At 60.1% G+C, this 20,822-nt stretch carries 14 protein-coding genes; 8 read left to right on the top strand and 6 right to left on the bottom strand.

Translation table 11 applies throughout. The features are described 5' to 3' along the window. Positions 1 to 11: 11 nt before the first annotated feature. The gene (locus FGZ14_RS02225; protein ID WP_139920769.1) at positions 12 to 386 is read left to right on the top strand and encodes a hypothetical protein; all 375 of its coding nucleotides are present in this window, start codon (positions 12 to 14) and stop codon (positions 384 to 386) included. Between the two features lie 175 nt (positions 387 to 561). Here the strand turns inward: FGZ14_RS02225 and thiL are convergent, their stop codons facing one another. Further along, the gene (thiL, locus tag FGZ14_RS02220; protein ID WP_139920767.1) at positions 562 to 1,584 is read right to left on the bottom strand and encodes a thiamine-phosphate kinase; all 1,023 of its coding nucleotides are present in this window, start codon (positions 1,582 to 1,584) and stop codon (positions 562 to 564) included. A gap of 273 nt (positions 1,585 to 1,857) precedes the next feature. On the opposite strand from thiL, the gene FGZ14_RS02215 reads away from it, so the two are divergent. After that, positions 1,858 to 2,445 carry a hypothetical protein gene (locus FGZ14_RS02215; RefSeq protein ID WP_139920765.1) on the top strand — a complete coding sequence of 196 codons (588 nt, stop codon included), beginning with the start codon at positions 1,858 to 1,860 and terminating at the stop codon, positions 2,443 to 2,445. Positions 2,446 to 2,923: 478 nt separating this feature from the next. Here the strand turns inward: FGZ14_RS02215 and FGZ14_RS02210 are convergent, their stop codons facing one another. Together FGZ14_RS02210 and FGZ14_RS02205 are read right to left on the bottom strand one after the other, a co-directional pair. Beyond that, positions 2,924 to 4,663 carry a M3 family oligoendopeptidase gene (locus tag FGZ14_RS02210; protein WP_139920763.1) on the bottom strand — a complete coding sequence of 580 codons (1,740 nt, stop codon included), beginning with the start codon at positions 4,661 to 4,663 and terminating at the stop codon, positions 2,924 to 2,926. 227 nt (positions 4,664 to 4,890) lie between these two features. Continuing rightward, complete coding sequence (locus tag FGZ14_RS02205; RefSeq protein ID WP_139920761.1) at positions 4,891 to 5,997, bottom strand: ferredoxin--NADP reductase; 1,107 nt, start codon at positions 5,995 to 5,997, stop codon at positions 4,891 to 4,893. Between the two features lie 246 nt (positions 5,998 to 6,243). Between FGZ14_RS02205 and FGZ14_RS02200 the strand changes: the two genes are divergently transcribed. Continuing rightward, positions 6,244 to 6,933, top strand: a complete 690-nt coding sequence (locus FGZ14_RS02200; RefSeq protein ID WP_139920759.1) for a peptidoglycan DD-metalloendopeptidase family protein — start codon at positions 6,244 to 6,246, stop codon at positions 6,931 to 6,933. A 119-nt stretch (positions 6,934 to 7,052) separates the two neighbouring features. Here FGZ14_RS02200 and FGZ14_RS02195 read toward each other — a convergent pair whose 3' ends face one another. After that, on the bottom strand, positions 7,053 to 8,267 hold the full coding sequence (locus tag FGZ14_RS02195) for an FtsX-like permease family protein (RefSeq protein ID WP_257883320.1): 1,215 nt from the start codon (positions 8,265 to 8,267) through the stop codon (positions 7,053 to 7,055). A gap of 51 nt (positions 8,268 to 8,318) precedes the next feature. Here FGZ14_RS02195 and FGZ14_RS02190 point away from each other — a divergent pair, with 51 nt between their 5' ends. The 3 genes from FGZ14_RS02190 (at position 8,319) to FGZ14_RS02180 (ending at position 11,173) form a co-directional block, all read left to right on the top strand. Next, entirely contained in the window at positions 8,319 to 9,587 is a 1,269-nt protein-coding gene (locus tag FGZ14_RS02190) for an exo-beta-N-acetylmuramidase NamZ domain-containing protein (RefSeq protein ID WP_139920755.1), read from the top strand. 90 nt (positions 9,588 to 9,677) lie between these two features. Then, positions 9,678 to 10,625 carry a methionyl-tRNA formyltransferase gene (gene fmt, locus FGZ14_RS02185; protein ID WP_139920754.1) on the top strand — a complete coding sequence of 316 codons (948 nt, stop codon included), beginning with the start codon at positions 9,678 to 9,680 and terminating at the stop codon, positions 10,623 to 10,625. A 59-nt stretch (positions 10,626 to 10,684) separates the two neighbouring features. Next, on the top strand, positions 10,685 to 11,173 hold the full coding sequence (locus FGZ14_RS02180; protein ID WP_139920752.1) for a dihydrofolate reductase: 489 nt from the start codon (positions 10,685 to 10,687) through the stop codon (positions 11,171 to 11,173). A gap of 166 nt (positions 11,174 to 11,339) precedes the next feature. On the opposite strand, the gene FGZ14_RS02175 is transcribed toward FGZ14_RS02180, so the two are convergent. Further along, positions 11,340 to 15,890 (bottom strand): C25 family cysteine peptidase, encoded by a 4,551-nt coding sequence (locus tag FGZ14_RS02175; RefSeq protein ID WP_139920750.1) that lies wholly within the window; start codon positions 15,888 to 15,890, stop codon positions 11,340 to 11,342. A 73-nt stretch (positions 15,891 to 15,963) separates the two neighbouring features. Further along, entirely contained in the window at positions 15,964 to 17,061 is a 1,098-nt protein-coding gene (locus FGZ14_RS02170) for a PorV/PorQ family protein (RefSeq protein ID WP_139920748.1), read from the bottom strand. A gap of 385 nt (positions 17,062 to 17,446) precedes the next feature. On the opposite strand from FGZ14_RS02170, the gene FGZ14_RS02165 reads away from it, so the two are divergent. Continuing rightward, a complete protein-coding gene (locus FGZ14_RS02165) occupies positions 17,447 to 17,812 on the top strand; it encodes a PadR family transcriptional regulator (protein ID WP_139920746.1) in 366 nt (121 codons plus the stop codon). A gap of 49 nt (positions 17,813 to 17,861) precedes the next feature. Then, positions 17,862 to 20,498, top strand: coding sequence for a PspC domain-containing protein (locus FGZ14_RS02160; RefSeq protein ID WP_139920744.1), 2,637 nt, complete (start codon positions 17,862 to 17,864; stop codon positions 20,496 to 20,498). Positions 20,499 to 20,822: the final 324 nt, after the last annotated feature.

Raw genomic sequence — 20,822 nt, 5'->3', positions numbered from 1 at the left:
ACAACCTAACTATGGACTACACCAACGACCCCGAACTGAACGGCAAATACCTCGGTACCATTACCAAGGATTTTGCTACCGTTTCTGATACGCTGAAGGAAGCTTCCTATCAAATTCGCAAGCGTGAGATTTCTAAGTATCCCATCTTCATCTTTGCCCGCCAGGAGGTGCCGCTGGGCGGCCTGCTAGTGAATGCCGATGAGCTGAACCTGGAGTGGCACGTTTTTGCCAGCTACGCCGAGATGCTGGTGCAGCAGCACGTTATCGGCATTGATAAAATCGAGGATTTCCAGCAAACCTATAAAGACGCCGACGAGTACTGCTGTCTGTTCGTGCTGGACGAGGAGTTTACCAACTTCGTGTACATCCCCTACCCCGAAGATTAGCAGAAACGTTTGTCATGGCGAGGGCACCGAAGCCATCCTTCCTACCTTTTGCCGGACACATGATAAAGTGACAAGCCCTTGCGTCCGTGGTGGATGCAAGGGCTTGTCACGTTTTCAGGGGTAGCACTTTGTACAGGACGGATTGCTTCGCCTCTTGCTCGCAATGACGGGTGTGTTATCCGAAATGCTGGAAGCCCTGAGCGCGCAGTGGCACGGGCTGGCCGGCTTTGGTAATGAGGTTAGCACCTTCGCTGCGGTCCACCATGTGGCCGATGATGGTGATATCGGGGTGGTTTTTGAGCTTATCGTGAGCGGAGAGCGGGACGGTGAAGAGCAGTTCGTAGTCCTCGCCGCCGTTAAGCATGCACATAATGGGGTCGAGGTTGAACTCCTCGGCTACTTCCAGGGTAGGGTTGGCAATGGGCAGGTTTTCGGAGAAGATGCGGGCTCCGGTGCCGCTGGCCTGACACAGGTGGAGCACCTCGGAGGCCAGCCCGTCCGACACGTCAATCATGCTGGTGGGCGTTACGCCCAGGTCGCGCAACTCGTGGATTACGTCCATACGGGCCTCGGGGCGCAGCTGGCGCTGGAGCACGTAGGGGTATTTGCTCAGCTCGGGCTGGGTTTCAGGGTCGGCTTGCCAGGCTTGCTTTTCGCGTTCCAGCACCTGCAGGCCCAAAAATGCGCCGCCCAGGTCGCCGGTTACGCAGATGAGGTCGTTGGGGCCAGCCCCGCCGCGGCGCACGGCTTCCCCGGCTGCTACCTGCCCCAGGGCCGTAATGCCGATGGTCAGGCCCGAGCGGCTGGCGGTGGTGTCGCCGCCTACCAGGTCCACGTTGTAGGCCTCGCAGGCCAGGCGCATGCCCTCGTACAGCTCCTCAATGGCTTCTACCGTGAAGCGGCCAGGCACGCTCAGGGCTACCACCAGTTGGGTGGGTAGCGCATTCATGGCGGCTACGTCCGATACGTTCACAGCTACAGCTTTGTAGCCCAGGTGCTTAAGGGGACAGAAAGTGAGGTCGAAGTGCACGCCTTCCACCAGCAGATCAGTGCTGACGACTACTTCGTGTCCGGCCGGCGGAGCCAGAATAGCCGCATCGTCGCCGATGCCGAGGATGGTGCTGGGTTGGCGCAGCTGCACGGTTTCCTGAATCCGGCGGATCAGGCCAAATTCGCCTACTTGGTCAAGGGGCGTCATAGTATCACAGAGTTTCGCGGAGGAAGCTGATTTCCGGAGCTGGCCTCCACCGGTTCCGGAAATCAGGGCGCAAAGGTACGCGGCCGGATGGTAGTACGGATGCCCGCCGTGTGCCGTTGGCCGGCGGACCCCGTCCCTACTCCCTTTCGCGCGGCCAAACCCTGGTGAGGCCGCACGCGGAAGCCAGGGCTGAACACGGGTTGTTTCTGTTTGTTTAATGAGCGTTTTTCACCGGATATTCGTTGGCTTACTGCTACTCTTATTGCTTGCTTTATGAAGCGCCTCACCTCGCTGTTTCTGACCTTGGTCACCCTTACTACTTTTAGCTGCAACCGTACTCCCAAAGGCATCGACCCCGCCTCGGTACAGGCCGTGAAGGTGCAGCTGGATATTCTGCAGGACACGGTGGATGCCCGCTGGCAGGAGATGCAGACCTCCGACGATGCCAAGCTGCACGCTACCCGGCAGCTGCTCCGGGAGCTGACTACCCAGCCCGGCATCGACCGCACCCGATTGGCGCAGCTCCAATACGCCAACGACCGGTTGGCCCACCGCCGCTACACCCAGCAAACCATGGCTGAGTCGGCGCTAATTGATGCTTATGACACGGCCCAGGACTCGCTGCTCCGGGTTGTGTATGCCGTAGCCCTGCCCCCCGATCAAGAGCCCGCGGCCCCCATCAAAACCCTCACCAACCAGATTCAATCGGCTGACGCGGAGCTGGTGAATTTCCGCATCCGCTACGATCAGGCGGCCAGCCGTTTCAACAATTACCTGCAGGTGCACACCGCTGAGCTGGAGCAGTTGGGCGGTAAGTACAGCAAGCTCCGGCCCCTACCCCTCTTTACCCTGCAAGAGTAAGTCAATCAGTACATATCTACCTACCGCCCCTACTAACGCAACATTTTCAACAAAAATTAGTTATACATATATCCAAATCATTGATTCTTATGAAAGCAATGCACCCGCTTCCTCGAATTATGCTTATGTGCTGCTTTCTTATCGGAGCAGGGGGGAGTATACAAGCCTGTTCATCAACTGCGGACCCTTCTCCCGAGCCCATAGACGACGCTGGTGCCGCTGTTACGCGGCGCGATAGTACACGCCAGCCACCAGTGCCAGCCACCCTACCCCCTACTCGCGACACGGTTCGTACTTTACCTCCCGGGCCGCCACCCCGTGATACTACCCGAACTTCCCCACCCCGAGATACCACCCGTACGCCGGTGCCAGTTCCACCCCCACGGGATACCGTTCGGATTCCTTAATCAGTCAACAATAGAAAAGGCCAGCGTGAAGCTGGCCTTTTCTATTGTTGACTTTCATATTTATATGAGCCCTATAGCTTAGCCATTTCGTCGCGCACAAAATCGGCGAGGGTCCGCAGGTACTCCGTGCTGAAATCGAAGCGGATGCCGGCGGCGGCGTAGATTTCGCCAATGGGCGCGGTGTATCCCAGAGCCAGGGCACGCTGGTAGCCCTGCAGGGCCGCCTGCGGATCTTGGCGGAAGTTGCGCCATACGGCAATAGCCCCGAGCTGGGCCATAGCATACTCGATGTAGTAGAACGGCACTTCGTAGAGGTGCAGCTGCTTCTGCCAGAGGTAGGGCTTGGCATGCTCCAGCCCCTGCCAGCTCACGGTGCGCTGGTTGAACTCGTCGAAAATCTGGGTCCAGCGCTGGTGGCGGGCTTCTACCGTGTGCTCGGGATTCTCATACACCCAGTGCTGAAACTTGTCGATAGTGGCAACCCAGGGGAAGGTTTCCAGCACCGATTCCAAGTGGGTTTTCTTGGCTCGGCGCAGCTCGTCCTCATCCGTAAAGAACACGTTCCAGTGGTCCATGCTGATGAGCTCCATGCTCATGGAAGCCAGCTCCGCTACCTCTGATGGCGGATGTTTGTCGGCGCTCAGGGGTAGGCGGCGGGTCAGGAAGGAGTGCACGGCGTGGCCGCCTTCGTGCAGCATGGTTACCACGTCGCGCAAGGAAGAGGTGGCGTTCATAAAGATGAACGGCACCCCAGTTTCGTCGAGGGGGTAGTTGTAGCCGCCGGGAGCTTTGCCCTTTCGCGACTCCAAATCGAGGTTGCCCATTTCGCGCATGGTGCGCAGACACTGGCCCAGGAAGGGGTCGAGGCGGTCGAAGACGGTAACGGTTTTCTCCAGCAGCTCCTCGCCGGTTTCAAAGGGCCGCAGCGGAGCCTTGCCCGAAACGTCCACGTCCAAGTCCCAGGGGCGCAGCTCCGGCAGCGCCAAGTCCTGGCGGCGCTCCAGGTCCAGATTATCAATCAGGGGCACCACGGTTTCCCGAATGGCGCGGTGAAAGTCGAACGTATCCTGCGGGGTATAATCGAAGCGCCCCAGAGCCGCGAACATATAGTCGCGGAAGTTGGCGAAGCCTGCATTCTGGGCCACCTGGTGGCGCAGGCTGATCAGCTCGGTGTACAGGACATCAAGGGGCTGGGCATCCTGCAGCCGCCGCTCCTGAATAGCCCGCCAAGCCTGCTCGCGCACCGCGCGGTCGGGGCTTTTGAGGCGGTCGGCGGCGCGGGGCAGGGTTAACTCTTCGCCATCCAGGGTCACCGTCATGGCCCCGGCAATGGCGGCGTATTGCTGCTGCTTGGTGCTGATTTCGGTTTTCAGCGGAATGTTCTCGGCCCGGTAGATTTCCAGGGCCTGGCGCACGGAGCGCACGAAGATGCGGTAACGGGCCGGGTCCAGCTCATCCAGAAACTCCGAGGCCATCATCTTCTCGTTCAGGGCGTGGTCGTAGGGAGCCACGTTGGGCTCAATCTCGCTCACGAAATACTGAAACGCTTCGGCCTGGGCCTGGTCCTGAGTGTCGCAGGTCATGCGGATGTAGCGCCAGGCCAAGTCCTCGCTCAGCACCGATTCCAGCTCCGAACGATTCAGCAGCCACTGCTCCAGCTCAGCAGCCGAGTGAATGGCCCGGTCGCGCAACTCAATAAAGTACGGTTCAATGGCAGCCCATTCCGTAACCGTAAACGACTCAGGAAGGTATTGTCGGGGCGGACGCTGGGTTTCGGTAGCCAGGTCGGCCGCGGGGGCAGAGTATGTCATAACTTACGTAAAAAAGGCAGACCGCGAGGCACGCTGCAAAGGGATTGTACTTCGAACATGCCTGTCAGGTTCAAACAATGTAGCAACATTATCACTACGGGTTAACCTGAACATAAATAACCGCGTTCCAGGGCCGGTTGTTCGGCGGCGGGCAGGCAAAATAGGCTGAGGCGGAAAGCACCGGCTCGTCGCCTACCCCTGCTTTCCGCCCCAACCTTACAGCAGCACTAGTCTATTTCGATTACTACGTCGGCCGTGAGCGGATGGCCTACGCAAGTCAGCACATAGCCTTGTTTTATTTCTGAGTCGGAGAGGCCTTCGCGCTCATCGAGGTGCACCTTGCCCGAGAGGCACTTGCCCCGGCAGGCCGTGCACAGGCCCGCCTGGCAGGAATAGGGCAGGTCGATGTCCTGGTCGAGGGCCGCTTCCAGAATGGTTTGGTTGGGGCCAACGGCTACCTGGTACTCCGAGCCTTCGTAGTTAATGGTCACGGTGTAGGCGCCCGGCGTGTCGTCGGCGGCCGTCGATACGTCGCCGTGCCCGCTGGGCTGGGCGGCGGCCGTTTCCGAGGCATCGGCGGCAGCCACGAAACTCTCGCGCCGGATGCGGCTGGCCGGCACGCCCAGCAGCTCCAGGGCAGCATAGGCTTCCGTCATCAGGCCCTCGGGGCCACAGAGGTAGTACTCGGCCTGGGCCGCCGGAAATTGGTGGCGCTGCTCCAGAATACGCAGGAGCATGGTGCGGTTGAGGCGGCCGGTATGCTGGTGCCCCGAGGTGGGGTTGATGGGCTGGCTGTACACGTGCTCTACCTGCAGGCGGCCGGCGTACTGCTGCTCCAGGCGGCGTAGCTGCTCGGCAAAAATCACCGACTGCTCGTTGCGGTTGCCGTACACCAGCAGTACCCGGCTCTGGGGCTCCTCGCGCAGCACGGCTTTGAGCATGCTCATCAGGGGCGTGATGCCGGAGCCCGCGCCCACCAGTACAATAGAGCGGGCCGAGTTAGGTTGGGGTGTGAGAGTGAAGTTGCCGAGCGGGGCCATCACCTCCACCTGCTGCCCTACCCGCACGGTATCAAGCAGGTAGTTGCTGACCAGCCCGCCCGATACGCGTTTCACCGTCACGGCCAGACGCGGGGCCTCGGCGGGGGTGCTGCTGAGCGAGTACGCCCGGCGCTCTTTCTTGCCGCCGGGGCCGCAGGGTAAAATCAACGTCAGGAACTGGCCGGGCTGGCAGGCCACGGCCTGGCGCTCCGGATGCTCGAAGTGAATGGTGACGGCGTCGGGCGTTTCCTGGGTTAGCTCAACGACGTTCAGGGTAAGGTAGGCACTGCTCATTACTAAGGGACTTCGGGGGAGGTAGAAACCTGAAGATTCAGGGAAAGAGGGGCAAAAATACAGGATAATGTGGCGTACGCCGTAGCTTGCGCCGCGTTGAGCTTACGTACAAAATATTGCGCTGGTGGAGCCAGGCCGTGGCTTGGGCCGTAGCGCAGAAATTACCCAAGGCCTTGAGCACTATAAGGCCCGCGGGCGCGGCTTACAACTGCCCCGACTACACTTTCGCTTTGTTATCCTTTTTCCATGCTTGCTTCCCTGCTCGAAGTTCATCAGCACGAATTCAACCCGGTGCTGCCCGTTGACCTGAACGCCCCCGACGTGGCCCGCCTCGATTTTACAGCCGCCAACCCCCTGCTCGAAAATGCTGACCTGCGCGATACAGCCGCTTTTGAGGAATTGGTGGCCCAGCTACTGGAAGCGCAAAACGCTCACATCGGGGTAGGCGGCTACCTCGAAAACCGGGTTATCTACCGGCGCAGCCCCGGCTTGTTCGGCGACCCGGCCGTGCCGGCGCGCTCCCTGCACCTGGGCGTGGATGTATGGCTGCGCGCCGGTACACCCGTGCTGGCCCCGCTGGACGCGCTGGTGCACAGCGTGCAGGACAACGACCACTTCGGCGACTACGGCCCTACCGTTATTCTGCAGCATCAACTGGAAGATACCGTTTTCTATACCCTCTACGGCCACCTCAGCCGCCGCGAAACCCTGCTGCTGCGCCCGGGCATGCGCATCGAAAAGGGCGAAACCTTCACAGAGGTAGGCCCCGCCCCTGAAAACGGCGACTGGCCGCCCCACCTACACTTCCAGGTTATTGCCGATCTGGAAGGCCGTTCCGGCGATTTTCCGGGGGTAGGGCTGCTGGAGGAGCGCGAGAAGTGGGCCGCCTTGTGCCCCGATCCTAATCTGATACTGCAGAGCCGATGGTTGGCGTAAGGTTACTTGATAATTAGCCCGCAGAGGGCGCCGAGTTTAGCGCAGAAGGCGCAGAGTCGTTCAACAGACTCTGCGCCTTCTGCGCTAAACTCGGCGCCCTCTGCGGGCTGCACCCTTACTTAATCGAACTTGATGGCCACCACCGGCTTGATGCGTGAAATAAGGTAGGTCGGAATCAGGACGGCCAGCAGGGAGGTCAGGAAGGTGGCCGCATTCAGCACCACAATCATGAAGGGGTCCCAGTGAATCGGCACGCGGTCCATGTAGTAATTCTCGGGGTCCAGCGGAATAGGATGGAAGAAGTACTGAATGGCGCAGAAGCCCAGCCCGATCAGGTTGCCGTACACCATGCCCCGCACCGTCAGGCTAAGGCCCCGGAAAAAGAACATGCTCCGGATCTGGTTATCCGTTGCCCCAATGGCCTTCAGCACCCCAATCATATTGGTGCGCTCCAGAATCATGATGAAAATGGTCGCCACCATGTTAAAGGTGGCCACAAAGATGATGAGCACCAGGAAGATGACCACGTTGCGGTTCAGCAGCTTTAGCCAGTCAAAAAGCTGGGCATACTGGTCGGTAATCTTGTCCAGCTTGAGGTCGTAACGCAGGTTCTCGTAGAGGTTATCAGCTACGGGGTCGAGGCGGTTGAAGTCCTTCAGGGTGATTTCCAGACCACCTACCAGCGAATCGGGCCAGCTGGTCAGGTCGCGCACCTGCTGAATGTCGCCGATAACGTAGGCTTCGTCGAACTCATCGAGGCCGGTCTGGTAAATGCCGCGCACCGTAAATTGGCGCACCCGGGGTGGGTTCTGAATAAAGTAGAACAGGGCCTTGTCGCCGGGCTTGAGGCGGAGCTTGTCGGCTACTTTGCGCGAGAGCAGCACGTCGTTGCTGGCGGCCGTGTCGGAGAACGTGAGGAAGTTGCCGGCCACCATATTCTGGCGCATCGGCGAGCGGCCGCTTTTCTCATCAATGCCTTTCAGCACCACGCCCAGCACTTCTTCCTTGGTTTTGATAATGGCCGTTTTGCGGGCAAAAGGCTGGATGGAAGCTACCTGCGGATTGTGCTGGAGCTCCTTTACCAAGCGCGGCCCGCTGATGGGCTCCACCTCCAGAGAGTTGTTGGTATCGTACTTGCTGATTTGCAGGTGGGAGCCGAACGAGAAGATCTTGTTCTGGATTTCGTTGCGGAAACCCTCCAGAATAGCAAACGACACCACCATCACGGCCAGTCCCATGGCAATGCTGATGATGGCTATCTTTGTCACCGACGAGGTAAACGAACCTGCATCGGCCCCATCAATCTTACTCGATATATACTGCGAGACGTTCACTGGCGTAAAGCTAGACGAATCCCGGCAGTTTTCCATTCCTGCGCCCCGCCCATGCCTTCCCTACTTCCCACCGGCCTGCTTAGCCTTTCCCTGCTGCTTTCCGACTGCACCCGGCCACCCCAAACCGCTACGGCTACTACCCCCGCCGTGGCGCCCGATACGGCTGCCGCACCTCTGCGCCGAACGGTGGCCTCGCCGCCCCAGGTAATATTGCCGGCCGCCGAGCCCCTGCGCGTGGGCGCCGAGCAGTTCGAGCGGTACGTGCCCTTACTAAAAGGAAAGCGGGTAGGTGTGGTAGTAAACCAGTCGGCGAAGGTAGGCCGGGCGTTTCTGGTAGATACGCTGCTGGCGCGGGGCGTGAACGTGCGGGTGATTTTCGGGCCGGAGCACGGCTTCCGGGGCGAGGCCGCCGACGGGGCCACTATCAAAGATGGCAAAGACGCCCGCAGCGGCCTGCCGGCCCTGAGCTTGTACGGGGCGACCAAAAAGCCTACTCCGGAGATGCTGCGCAATGTGGATGTGTTGGTTTTCGACATTCAGGATGTGGGCACGCGCTTCTATACGTTTATCAGCACCATGCACTACGTAATGGAGGCGGCCGCGGAGCAAAACAAAGAGGTGATTATTCTGGACCGGCCCAATCCGAACGGCTGGTACGTGGATGGCCCGGTGCTGGAGCCGCAGTTCAAAACTTTTGTGGGCATGCACCCCATTCCGGTAGTGCACGGCCTGACGGTAGGCGAGCTGGCCCAGATGATAAACGGCGAAAAGTGGCTGGAAGGCAAGCGGCAGTGCCACCTGACGGTGATTCCGATGCAGGGCTACACCCACAACACGCGCTACGAGCTGCCGGTGCGCCCCTCTCCCAACTTGCCCACTACCCACTCGGTGGCGCTGTACGCCAGCCTCTGTATGTTTGAGGGCACCGACGTGAGCGTGGGCCGGGGCACGGCCATGCCCTTCGAGGTAATCGGGGCCCCCACCCAGCCCAAAACCCGTCCGTTCAGCTTCACGCCTACCCCCAACCCTGGCTCCACCTCCCCACCCCAGAACGGCAAGCTCTGCTACGGCCTCGATTTGCGCCAGACCGGCAACGACGTGGGCTTCTCGCTGAAGTACCTGCTGGACTTCTACCATCAAAGCACCGACAAGGCCAACTTCTTCAACAAAGGCTTCGAGCGGCTGGCGGGCACCGCTGCCCTCCGGCAGCAGATCATAGCCGGCAAGTCGGAGCAAGAAATCCGGCAGTCCTGGGAGCCGGCACTGAGCCAGTACAAGACCCTGCGCAAGAAGTACCTACTCTATCCCGATTTCAAGTGAATAAGTAACTGAGTGAATGAGCGAAGTAGTTTTAGGCCGCTTCCTTGCTTCACTCACTTACTCATTCCCTCCCTTACTCATTGACCAACCATGCTGCGTATCATTTTCATGGGCACCCCGGAATTTGCGGTGCCTACTCTCGAAGCCCTGCTTGGCTGGGATGGTTGCCAGGTAGTAGCCGTGATAACCGCCCCCGACAAGCCTGCGGGCCGGGGCCGGCAGCTGCAGGCTTCCGCGGTGAAGCAGGCCGCCGAGCGCCACCAGGTGCCGGTGCTGCAGCCCACCAACCTGAAGGCCCCGGAGTTTCAGGAGGAGCTGCGCAGCTATGCCGCTGATCTGCAGGTGGTGGTGGCCTTCCGGATGCTGCCTGAGGCTGTCTGGAACATGCCGCGGCTAGGCTCCATCAACATCCATGCTTCTTTGCTGCCTCAGTACCGGGGCGCGGCGCCCATCAACTGGGCTCTTATTCATGGTGATACGCGCACAGGCGTCACCAGCTTTTTCCTGCGCCATGAAATTGACACCGGCAACCTGATTTACCAGGATGCTGTGGACATTGCGCCGGAAGATGACTTCGGCTCTCTGTACGAAAAGCTGAAAGTGGCCGGCGCCCAACTGGCTTTGCGCTCCGTGCAGGCCATTGCCGCCGGCACGGCCCCCAGCACCCCCCAACAAGAACTGCCCGAGCTACGCCCGGCCCCCAAGCTGCAAAAGGAAACCGGCCGCCTCAATTTCCAGCAGTCGGCGCCGGCCCTGGCGAACCTGGTGCGGGGCCTCTCGCCCATCCCCACGGCCTTCACCCAACTCCCCGATGGGCGCACGCTGAAAGTATTCAAGGCCCTACCCCTCGACGACGAGGAAGCCAGCGGCCCTGATACCAGCACTCCCGGCCGTTGGTTTACCGATGGACGCACCTACCTGCGCGTACAAACCGCCAACGGCCTGCTGGATCTGCAGGATGTGCAGCTGGAAGGCAAAAAGCGCATGCCGGTAGTCGAGTTCCTGCGCGGCTTCAACGCGGCTTCTTTGGCCAGCTGATCTGACGTAGCCCCGGTCCGGCGGCTTATTTAATATCACCCACAACCAGCTCTTTTTCTATGACCTCACTTGTGGTAGCCGTGGCCGAGAACGGCATAATCGGTGGCGAGAACCGGCTGCTCTGGCACCTGCCCCTCGACTTGAAGCACTTCAAACAGCTCACTCAAGGCCACCCCATTATCATGGGACGGCGTACGTTTGAGAGCATCGGGCGGCCCTTGCCCAACCGGACCAACATCGTGGTAACCCGCCAGCTGGATTGGCAGGCCGAGGGTTGCGAAACGGCGTATGCTGTGCCCCAGGCCCTGGAACTGGCCCGTACCTATAAGGAGGAAGTATTCGTGATTGGGGGTGGCGAAATCTACCGCCAGGCCCTGCCCGCCGCTGATGTGGTGTATCTGACGGAAGTGCACCACGCCTTCGAGGGCGACGTAACTTTCCCGGAGCTGAACCCGGCCGAATGGCGCGAGGAATCCCGGGAGCGGCACGAACCCGACGAAAAGCACGCCTACCCCTTCAGCTTCGTTACGCTCCGGCGCCGGCGCTAGTGGCGAGATAGTGTAGCGGTATACTTGTTTGCTTTTTTTGAAGCTAGCTGCCACCATCGAACAAAAGGCCCCGACAGATTTTCTGTCGGGGCCTTTTAGCATATAATACCGAAAAGAGAAGTCGAGCGACTGGATTTTCTAGCCTAGAAAACTCACTATTTCACCACTAGCGCAGCAGTACCAGCTTGCCCCAGCCCTTCTTGAAGGCTTTGTCGGCGCTGGTGGCGCGGTGCTCGAATTTGCTGCTCGGGTCGTCCAGTACTACCCGGTAGAGGTAGGTACCGTTGGCCAGCCGGTCGCCGTAGTCATCGGTGCCATCCCAGGCATACTCCGAGATGTTGTTGCCAATGCGCAGGGGCCCGAGGTCCGCCATCATGATTTCCTTGACTACCCGCCCGGTCAGGCTCACAATCTGGATTTTCATGTTGCGCGGCACCGTGCTACCTGTAAGCGTGAACACAAACTTCGTTTTGCTGATAACCGGGTTGGGGTACGGAAAAACGTTGGTGATAGAGGAATTGCTGATAACCTCGAAGGTAATACGGTAGGGCTCGGAGCCAGCCAGATTACCGGAGCCGTCGCGGCCCTGTACTTCCAGGGTGTACACCCCATCAGCCAGCGGCTTGGCCTTACCCGGCTGGTACTCCAGGCGCGCCGTGCCCTGAGCTGAGTCGGCCACGAAGGTGATGCCGGCGGCGTTCAAGTCCACCGGGATGGAAGACGTAGCGTTGGGCTGGGTCAGGGTCACGATGAAGGCCGAGCGGTCCTTCATGGGTCGCAGCCGATCCGCGTCGCGGAGCTGAATGCTGACGATGGGCTGAGCCGAAACGATGTCGCCGTTGAGCAAGTGGCGACCGTCAAAGGCCACGTCGAGTACCGGAGCCGTGTCGCGGTTTTCTACCTCGAAGGAGGGAAGGGCCAACTCATTATTGAAGTAGAACTGCTCCGGCTGGCGGCGCGGGTTCATCGTAATCTGACCGCTGAGCGTGCCGTTCAGGCCCACAATGTTCAGCTTTACCTCGTAGGTGCGCTGGGAATGAGCCAGCAGCGGACTACCCCGGAATACCACGTTTTTCTGCACCACTCGGTTGGCGTTGTCGCGCACCAGAATGTGAGCCACCAGCGGGTCGGTGAAATCGAAATCGGCCACGTTCTGGAAGGTAACCGGAATGGTGAGCGTACCGGTGCGGGCCTGGCGGGCCAGGGTAGCCGCATCGTAGGATGTGGGGTTGGAGGCCAGCACCACGTCGCGGCGCACTACCCCTTCGGGTACGCCCTGGTAGGTTACCAACCACTGCTCCAGCTGGGGCGCTGGGCCCGAGCCAGTTTCGCGCAGTACGGCCTGCAGCTGCAGATAGGGGTACTCTTTGGCCGATATGCCCGCCAACGACTGCAGGCGGCTGCCCACATTAGCCATCAGCTCTTTCACGGTGCCCAGGGAGTCAATACCCAGCAGACGCAGCGTGTAGTTGCCGGTGGGGCTGGTCCGGATGGTGTGGTGCAAAGACTGCCACTCCTGGGCCGGACCAATGCGGGTAGAGGTAACGGTTGCTTCCTGGGTACCGGCCGCGAAGCTCCATTGCCCGCCGGGCACGGCTACTTCAATGCCGGTGCGCTCGTCGCGGCGGAACTGGCCGGGGTGGCTCTGCGACCAGCCCCCGTTCCGGCCGCTGATAACCCGGAACGAGCTAACGGCCCACTCGGGGCTTTCGTCGCCTTGGGGAGCACGCAGACGCAGGCGCCAGTACCATACCACACTGTCGCGCCCGGCAAAGGTTGGCAGGGTCAGGTTCCATTCGGGGACCATTACTGCGGCCACGGTGGTTTTCTTAAGCTGGGCGCTGTTAAAGGTCTGCACCGTATCCAGCTCCATATCATACTCCCGGCTCGTGAGGGCAAGGGCATTGTCCTGGCCTACCAGGCGCACGGCCGTGCTGCCTACAATGCCGAACTCCGGCGGACTCAGGGCCGTGACGCCCCCGGTCAGGAAGGTATAGGTAACGGTAGCCTGGTTGTTCGTTTCATCTAGCTCGTCAATCTTGTTAGCCGGGTCCACCTCTACCAGGAAGGTGTTGAGGCCCGCAATGCTGCCCGTGCCGGGGTTCGTGATAGTCAGGGTGTAGGTAGTATCGTGGCGAGCCTGCCGCAGGTTCTCGAACAGGAGTACCTCGTTGGGCCGGCCGTTGTTGTAGCTGCGCGTCACCCGAATATCCAGGGGGCTGCCGGCCAAGCTGCGGCCGGGGTTGTTGACGGTCACTTTAAGGTTGAAGCTGGGCGCCGTGATGGGAATTACGGCGGGCGAAAACTGCACCTGGCTGCTGGCCGTCTGGAAGTCGGGCTTAAGGGGCGAGAACAGGCGCAGGGCCGGGTCGCCCTGCCAGATGGTGTTCATCAGGGAGCTGATGCTGGAAGGCGCGGTATTACTCTGCAACCGACGGTTCGCCTCCTGCTGCACTTCTGCCACGGGCTTGCCGTACCACACCGGATCAGAGAAAAGCAACTTTACAATCTCGGTGTGCAGCTCATCCAACGGTTCCGGAAAGCCAAGATCCGATTCGCTCAGGAAGCCAATTACGCCCTTGGCTTCGGCCAGCACATAGTTTTCTCCAAAAGAGCCGTAAGAAGTAAAGGCATTACCGGCCGAGCAGCCGCTTATGTACCACACCGGATATTTGCCTTGGTTGGCAAACCCAAAGGCAGGGTTTCTGATATCCGCAATAGGCCAGGCCAACACGTTGGGGCCGCCATGACCGAAGTAGGAAATAAACGACAGACCGGCGTTAAAATCCTGAGCCAGGTTCAGCGGAGTAGTGCCCGGAATGTTGTTTGGGTAGTCGGCACGGCGATAGGTCTTTACCACAGTACCGGCGAATGGAGGCCGCTGTACGTAGGAGGTGTACTTATCGAGGTATCCTCCGAATATAGTAGCATCAAGCGGGCTCTGGCTGCCCACCATGTGCAGCACGTTGCGCCGCCAGGGCTCGTATCCCAGCGCCTCGTGCTCCTTCAGCTTGTTTAAATAATTCAGCACCTGCTGAGGCGTCTGGGCTGGTACCCGCCCGGTACTCATGCGCGGCCAGTACTGGCCGTTCTGCCAATCGGCGGTGAAAAAGATGTCGGAGATGCCGCGCGTGCTGGCTGGCACCAGATTGCGCACTACTGCCGAGCTGCCCGTGTTGCCCAAACAGTCCCGGTAATTCTCAGGGTCTTTGCGGAAGGAAACGCCACAGAACTCGCTTACCCCAATTCCCTTGCCCAGCAGCAGCAACGACTTGGGCCGGGAACTATTTGCCAGCATCCACTGGGCAAATTGTCGCACGGCCAACGCCGATTGCTCCCCGTAATGAAACTGGTCGTAGAGCTGCTCGGAGGTTACCACCAATGTATCCCAGCCGGTACTAGCCCGGTAGTTGGCATAGGCCCGTACTGGATTAGCAGTGCTACCAGCCGCATGCATAAGCACCCGACTGGTTACGATGATGAAATTGTGCGCGGCCGGCGAAATAGACCGGAAATACACTCGCTTGGCAGGCACCGGCACCAGGGCGCGGCTGGCATCGGCCAACAGCAGCCGCCGGGTACGAGCGGTAGCATCCGCAAACACAAAGCCGCGTTGGCTGGCACCGGCCGTCTGGCCTTCCACGCGCTGCACGGCATAAGGGTTGGTAATATCGTAGCCCCGCACCGTAGCCGGAATGGAGTCGAGGAGGTAATAGGCGGGGCCGCTTAGGGTGGAGTCGTTGCTGAAAAACAGCTGACTTTGGCGCTGGGGCCAGCGGACTGATTGCCCGTAGGTAAGTTGGGCGAAGGCTACCCGGGCCCGGTCACCAACCCGGGTGTTGCTGCTGGTGCCCAGCAACTGCGTTACCTGCAAACTCACGCGTCCGTCAGCCGACCTGTCGGAGGGTAGCAGGGTGTAGGTTCCGCGGGCGTAGTCGAAGTTGGAGTATTCGAGCGTGCCCAATGTGCGGACCGTGCCGCCCGCGCCCACCACACTTATCTGCGACCGGTGGGCTCCAACCGTTTTACCCACTACCTGCACCACTACCCGGGGAGCCGGACCGTTGCTGGCAAAAGCCCACACCGAGTCAAGGGTTATTGTAAAGGTATTGCTGCCGAAATCACCGCTCAGGAAATGTTCCCCCCGCTCTGACCAGGGCTGGTAGGAGTTGGTTTCGTCGTTGATGACGTTGTAGGAATCGGTATAGACGCGCAAAGGCTGACGCAGCCGCCGGGTGTGCGGAGCTCCGGTTGCGGCCAGGTTCGTCTGCGTCATGCGCCGGCCCTGCGTGGCCGTTGACCAGGTGAGAAAATACGCGGCGGTATCGGTAAAGAGGCTGTAGGAAGGCTGGGGGTTATCGTCGGCATTCACGAACATGCCCCGGTCCAGAGTGCCGTCATTCCTCTGCCCGAAAAACTCGATAAATGTGCTGGCGTCAAGCGCCGACTGGTTGCCGCCTACGTGAATGGCTACCTGCTTACCCCGCCGCCAGAGCTGCAGCTGCTGGGGGCTCACACCACTGATGCCGGCCTGCTGCAGGTACTGGTAATCGAGGCGGTAAAGACCGTCGCGGGCCACTTTCACTTTATAATACTGCTGGCCGGGCACAATCCATTCGTTGCCGTACGGCCCGGATTGAGCCAGCACGGCCGGAATTCGGAGCACCAGCAGGAGCAGTAACAACAGCCACCCCTGTTTCTGGTAAGCCTGTTTCATACAAAATCTACTTAATAATTTCCGGGTAGTTGACTAACGCCGCCAGGGTAGGCCGGCGGCGCGGGACGCCGGCCTACTTGAAGCCGTAGCCCAGCGACACGATGATGGAGGTAGGCTGCGACTGTTGCCCCAGCTTCTCCACGGCCAGCCGCGAGAGGGCCATGTCTAGGCGCAGGCCGCTCAGGGCCAACCCTACGCCCAGGCTGGGCTGCACCTTCCACTCTTCCTGCCCTGTGAAGGACTGCACCTGCTGAATGTTGCCTACGCCACCGCGCAGGTACACCAACTGCTTGTACCCTACTTCCAGACCCACGCGCGGGTCAATGCTGACGGCCTTCGACGATACCAGCGTGTTGCGCTGCCCGTCGGTGGTCAGTTCCAGATCCACGGCGGCAGTGGCAGTAAACTCGCCGGGCAGCTTCAGGGTGCGCCCGAGTCCGAACACGAAGGTGGGCAGCGTGATTTCGGTGCTGTTCTTCGGAATAGAGTCCGTATCTACGGCGTAGCCCTCGTACTGCTTGGAGTTGATGGACCAAGCGTTGTAGGTGGTGGTAATGTCGCGGGCCATCAGGGCCAGACGCCAGTTGTTGCGCTGGTACTGGGCGCCGGCATCAATGCCAAACCCGAGGGCATTGGCGAAGTCGCCGATGTTGCGGTACACCACCTTGGCATTGGCGCCCACCTGCAGCCCCTCTACCGACCCAATTTTGCGGGAGTAAGACAGCAGCACGGCGTAATCGGCCACGGAGAAGTAACGAATATTGTCGTAGTTAATGTAGCCGTACTCGTTCACCAGGGCCCGGGTATCGGCAATGTCATCAACCCCCAGCCGGATAAAGCTGGCCCCAATGGCGCTCTTATCGTCGAGGGGCATGGAGAAGGCGGCGTAGTCGTTTTTAACGATGCCTGAGAACAGCTCGGAGTGCATGAGCACGGCATCGTACTTGGTTTTCTGACTGACCAGACCGGCCGGATTCCAGTAGCCGGCCGTGGCATCATCGGCCAGGCTCACTTGCACTTTGCCCATGCCCAGGGCTCGGCCGCCCACCCCTATGTTCAGAAATTCATTGCTGTATTTGGGCGTCTTGGTCTGTGCCAGCGCCGGGGCCAGGGCCCCTATGCTCAGGCCAAAGGCCGCTAATAAGGTAGTACAGCGGAAAAAGTGCGGCATAGAAAAGTAAACCAGATAGGAACAGATGAAAAGTTGACGCGGCTGCAACGCAAGATACTCATTAATAGTGCGCGCCTATTTGGACTTCTCGGTTAACCCTGACTTTCAGCCGCTAAAAAGCGCCGCTGCTTTCTTGGCTTGCGCTTTTCTGCTCCCTCTCAAAAGCTGGCCCTACCCCCGCCTACCGTCCCAAAGCTGCTCCAGGCTGTCCACCCCTACCCCTCTTCTTCCTTGCAAGCCACGGCAGCTTGGGCCGCTGTACCGCAGGCTCACGCTGAAATATTCGCCCGGAAACGCAACCAAAAATTATTTTCACTAGTACCTTGTGTTACATAGTACCTTTAGTTATCTTTGACTCATTCTTCACCGATATCTGCCTCAGCCCATGAAAGTCGAGAACACCCAAGTGCAGATGCGGAAGGGCATCCTGGAGTTCTGCATTCTGGAAATCATTGCCCGCGGAGAGGTTTATGCCTCGGATATGCTCGAAGAGCTCACCTCAGCCCGCATGATTGTGGTGGAAGGGACGCTCTACCCGCTGCTGACGCGCCTCAAGAACGCGGGCCTGCTGGACTACACCTGGAAAGAATCGACCAGTGGCCCTCCCCGCAAGTACTACACCCTCACCGCCGCCGGCCTGGAGTTTCTGCACCAGCTGCGCCTGACCTGGGAAGAAGTCCAGGATTCCATCCGCATTATCCGCCAGAAGCCTCACGCCGCTGGCAGCCTCCCTGCGGAACCGCTGCTCTAAGAGCCGCCCCTCACCTTTCCAGTTATTCTTGAATTGTTGCAGCACTGAGATGAAAAAGAACATCAGCATCAACCTTCAGGGCATGATCTTCCACATTGAGGAAGATGGCTACGACGTGCTCGGCCGCTACCTGGCGGAAGTGAAGGCCCACTTCAGCGGCTACCGCGGCCACGAAGAAATCGTCGCCGATATCGAAAGCCGTATTGCCGAGCTGTTCGCCGCTCGTCTCTCGGGCCTCAAGCAAGTCATTACGCTGGAAGACGTGGAAGCCATGACGGCCAAAATGGGCCGGGTGCGCGACTTCCAGACGGCCGATGAGGCCGAGGACGACGAAGAGATTCTGGCCGAAGCGGTGGCCACGGGCTCGGCTCAGGGCACCTACACCGGGGCGCGCACGGGCAGTGGTTACTCTGCCGGCAGCGGCAGCACGGCTTCCGCCGCTACCCCCAATGCCGCTGAGGATGGCTCCAAGCGCCTCTACCGCGACATGGCCAACCGCAAAATTGCGGGGGTAGCCGCCGGATTGGGTCACTACTTCGCCGTTAACCCGCTCTGGGTGCGGCTGGGCTTCCTGGTTCTGCTGATTGTACTACCCATCCTGCTGGACGACACCCCGCTGGACAACTTCAGCGAAAAGCTGCCCGTGGTATCCCTGCTTACCTACGCCATCCTGTGGGCCGTGCTCCCTACGCGCTACGACGGCACTCCTACCGAGGACGACCCGGTGTTCAAGAAGCTCTACCGCGACACCGACACCGGTAAAATCGGGGGTGTATCCTCGGGCTTGGCCGCCTACTTCCGGGTAGATGTGGTCCTGATCCGGATTCTGTTCATCGTGGGGCTGTTTGCCGGGGGCTTTGCCTTCCCGCTCTATATTATTCTGTGGATTCTCTTGCCGGAGGCGAAAACCGCCTCCGACAAGCTCCGCATGCGCGGCGACGCCGTTACGCTTTCCGCCCTGGATGAAAATCTGCGCAACAACCCTTACGCCGCCGGCTCCGAATATGCCCCGGCTAACAACCGCCCGGTAGGCACGTTTCTGGAAAACTTCTTTCAGAACATCCGGCCGCTTATCAACTTTCTGGGCTCAGCCATCCGGGTAGTAGCCGGGGGCGTACTGGTACTCACGGGCTTCTCGCTGCTGCTCGCCATTACGATTATGCTGGGGGTAGGCCTGGGCGTGATTTCGGCCTCCGACAACCTCGACTTCGGCCCCCTGCAGCCCTTTGTGCTCTTCAATGATATTTCGCCACTGGCGGTGCTGAGCTTCTACCTGCTCACGGCCATTCCGGCGCTTGCCCTGCTGCTTTCGGGCCTGGGCCTGCTGCTGCGCCGCACCATCCTGAACCGTACGGCTACGCTGAGCCTGCTGGGGCTGTGGCTGCTGGGTGTGGTAGGCAGCTCGGTGGCCGGCACCCGCCTGGCCCGCGAGTTTCAGCGCGAAGAAGAAGTAACGCAAACTACCCCGCTACCGGGCCTGACCAAGCCCAGCCTCGTGCTGGAGCGCCGCCAGCTCGACAACGACCAGTGGGTGGATCTGGATATTGTAGGTATCGACAGCGGACAGGTGCCCCGCCTGGAGCGCATTATCTCGGCCAAAGGCTCTACCGATTCGCTGGCCCGCCGCACGGCTGCCACGTCCACCCTGCACACGCTGCGGGTGCTCAACGACTCGACCCTGAGCGTGGACGACCACTTCACTTACCAGCCCAAAGCCCGCTACCGCGACCAGGAAATGCGCCTGCGTCTGCTCATGCCCCAAGGCCGTACCTTCCGCATGAGCGAGGCCTTTGCCGACTGGCTGAACTCGGAGGACTTCGTGAATGAGCGGGCCCCCTACCACCCCGAGAAGTTCCTGTTCCGCATGAAAGGCAGCCTGGTGGAGTGCGTGAACTGCAAGGAAAACGACCTGCGCGGCGGCCCCAACGATGAAAGCGACGAGGGCAACGACTACAACGAGGGTCGCAACGACTCGGATGACACCGACAGCATCAGCCTGAACTTTAGCGAGGTAGAGCCCTTCAGCACAGACGAGAGCAGCTACGGCTCAGAGCGTCAGCGCTTCGATGAAACCGACTTCAATCACGTGAGCATTGTAGGCCCCTACCGGGTAGTACTGCGCCAGGGTGGCAGCTACAGCGTGCGGGCCGCCGGCAACGGCCGCGCCCTGCGCGACATCAAGATTGAGCGCGAAGGGGAGCAGCTGACCATTCAGCCCCGTAACCGTGACCTGTTCGACTCCCGCCGTGGCTCTTCCGACGACGTGCTGCTCATCATTGAAACTCCCGAGCTGAATGAGCTGGAGCTGGTAGGCGGCACCCGGGCCCAGATCAACGGCTTCAACTCCGGCGACTTGCGCGTACAGCAGGCCGGGGGTACCCAGCTCCGCTTCCAGGGCAACCTGCAGGCGTTGCGGCTGGAGCTAGCCGGCGGCTGCCAGGCTGCTCTGCAGGGCAGCGCCGACCGCCTGAAGCTGGAAGGCACCGGCGGCTGCGAAGTAGCCGCTGCCAACTTCACGGCCCGCCGCGCCGATATTGACGCGGTGGCCGGCTGCAAAGTACGCTTGCATGTTACCGATGAGCTCGAAGCCAACGCCGTAGGTGCCAGCCTGATTGAGTATAGCGGCAAGCCCGGCACCGTACGCCGCGACGCGGTAGGTGCCGCCAGCATCCGCGCCATCGACTAGCCGGCAGGGGCCGGGAGGTAAGCTACCTCACTTCCCGGCCTAGGTGGTTTACTTACAGTCTTGGCTTGCTAATCAGGGCCTTACCTCAGGCTTGCTGTAACCCTCCTTCTCTGCATCCGTTTTACATCACAGTAGCACAATATTTATCGCGCCTGAGCCGCCTCAGGCAACTATCCTCCTCGAACCTGCATCTATTGCCTTGTCAGCACGACGCGCATAAAGGGTCAATCTGAGTGAGTGAAAAGGTGAGACCCGAAGGAAGCTACGGCCTACCCCCTGCTGCAACAGGAAGGCCGGGGCTTCCTTCATTTTTTTGTGGGGAGA

The sequence above is a fragment of the Hymenobacter sp. DG01 genome (assembly GCF_006352025.1).
Taxonomy (GTDB): domain Bacteria; phylum Bacteroidota; class Bacteroidia; order Cytophagales; family Hymenobacteraceae; genus Hymenobacter.
Note: the sequence above shows the minus strand (reverse complement) of the source record. Positions and strands in the feature narration are given on the sequence as shown.